The following is a 2074-nucleotide window of genomic DNA, read 5'->3' on the forward strand; positions in this document are numbered from 1 at the left end:
GGGCGGGGCGCCGCAGGGCGAGCCGGGTGGCGGCGGGCGGGAGGTCCGCCGGGCGCTGCGCCGGGACCGCCTGCCCAGCGCCCAGGCACCGGGCCGCGTGCGCGACCGAGGCCAGCGTCACGTGGCGGTGCCAGCCCGGCAGCGACCGCCCGGAGAAGTCCCGCAGGCCGATCTCCTGCCCGCTCGCCGCCGACGCCGCCGACACCCGCAGGGCCGTCTTCGTCAGCCGCACCAGCACCGTCGGGTCCGTCCGCACCATGTCCGTCACCCACAGCTGCGTCGGCAGCCGCCGGGCCGCCTCCCACTCCCCGAACAGCAGCACCTCGCGCCGCCGCCCCGGAGCCGGGTCTGGAACCATGACCCGCACCGCGGCCACCAGCGAGGTGCGACGCGCCCCCGGCACCGCCGGGTCGGGCCATTCCACCGGCATCCGCAGCCCGCGCACGTTCTGCAGGATGTCCCGCGCGGCCAGCGTCCCGGCGCCGAAGCCCGGCAGCCGCGGGTCCGTCACCAGCAGCCGCGCCTCGGGGCTGATCCGCCCGACCACCGGCACCCGCGCCTCGGCGAACCGGTTCAGCGTGGCCCGGGTCGCGATGTCGCGGATGTCCAGCACCACCGGCCGGACGGCCATCCCCGACTCGCGCACCGTGTTCAGCACGCCGCTGACCGCGCAGCCCTCGTACGATTCCTCGCCGCCCGGGCCCACCTCCTGCACGGAGTCCTGCGAGAGCTCCTGCGCCGACTCCTCGTCCAGGAACAGCCGCCATCCGACCGGGGTGACCAGCCGGGCCGACGTGTACCAGATCCCGAAGGCCTGCTGCCCGCGGAACATCTGACCCCGGTGCGGGTCGAAGCGGTGCCCGGCGCCCACCGAGTGCTCGCCGCCCTTCGGTATCGCCATCGGCTGCGCCACCCAGGCGTTGAGGGGAGCCGTCTGCCCCAGGTACTGCGCCAGTGCGGTCCGGAGCGGCTGCCAGTCCCAGGTCGACGCCGCGATGAAGTGGTGCAGGCTCTGCTCCGCTGCCGCGCTGCCGCCGCCGGCCGCGTCGCCGCCGCTGATCTGCTGGGCGATGTTCCGGATCGACTTGCGGCCCTTCGTCTCCAGCAGCCCGCGCACGTACTGGCGGCCGCGCTCGCGCTGGTCCTTGCGCCGCAGGGAGGTGAACACCGCCGCGCACAGCTCCTCGGCGGCCCCGCCGGCACCGGTGCCGGCCGTGCCGCCGCCGAAGGGGCCGGGGGCGTGGGGCGCCGCGGTGTCCCGGCGGTGGGCGCGGCCGCCCGGGGCGGTGCGTGCGGCGGTGAGCGCGGCGGTGCGGGAGGCGGTTGCGGTGGCGGTGCCGATGCGCGTGCTGATGGCGGTGTTCACGACTTCCCCCTTCGTCGATGGCCCTCCTACCGTCCGCCCGGGGCCCCCGTCCGGGGGAGGTGCGCCGGGCACCTGACTGGGCGGCCGGGTGGTGGGGCGCCCACCATCGGGCGTCTTCGGGTGCCCGCGCGGTGGCCCCGCCACCACCGGTCGGCGGGGGCCTCGACACCGGGGAGGGGCCCGGCATCCCGGGCCGGATGCCCCAGACTTGGACCATGTCCATTCACCAGAACCTGCTCGGGGGCCCCGCCCCCACCCACCTCCCCGACGAGCCGGGCCGCGAGGCGATCGCCGCGGGCACGCCCGCCGTCGAGGTGGCTGCCGCGCACCCCACCTCCTCCCTCGCCTGGGCGGTCCTCTCCGACGAGGCCTTCGCCGCCGGCCGCACCGTCGAGGCGTACGCGTACGCCCGTACGGGCTACCACCGCGGCCTCGACGCGCTGCGCCGCGCGGGCTGGAAGGGCCACGGCCCGGTCCCGTGGGAGCACGAGCCGAACCGCGGTTTCCTGCGCGCCCTGCACGCACTGGCCCGCGCGGCCGGGGCGATCGGCGAGAAGGACGAGTACGAGCGCTGCACGACCTTCCTGCGCGACTCCTCCGAGACCGCCGCGGACGTCCTCGGCGCCGCCTGACCCGCCGCCCTGCCGGCGGCACGCGTACGGGTGACGGCCGGCCGGTCCGCGGCCGGCCGTCCGCCCGCCCCGACGC

Annotated in this window: 2 protein-coding genes; one reads left to right on the forward strand and one right to left on the reverse strand. The window is 77.5% G+C overall.

What is annotated here, in order from left to right; genetic code table 11:
• Positions 1-1366 (reverse strand): transposase (locus HYE82_RS36125; RefSeq protein WP_309144570.1); only part of this gene is annotated, 1366 nt, incomplete at its 3' end.
• Between the two features lie 215 nt (positions 1367-1581).
• Here HYE82_RS36125 and HYE82_RS36130 point away from each other — a divergent pair.
• On the forward strand, positions 1582-1998 hold the full coding sequence (locus HYE82_RS36130; protein ID WP_179178453.1) for a DUF3151 domain-containing protein: 417 nt from the start codon (positions 1582-1584) through the stop codon (positions 1996-1998).
• Positions 1999-2074: the final 76 nt, after the last annotated feature.

The organism is Streptomyces sp. BR123 (assembly GCF_013401435.1).
In the GTDB taxonomy this organism is placed as follows: Bacteria; Actinomycetota; Actinomycetes; order Streptomycetales; family Streptomycetaceae; genus Streptomyces.

Excerpts from the sequence above, each read along its gene's own strand:
- HYE82_RS36130 (WP_179178453.1), top strand. The coding sequence starts at position 1,582 with ATGTCCATTCACCAGAACCTGCTCGGGGGCCCCGCCCCCACCCACCTC.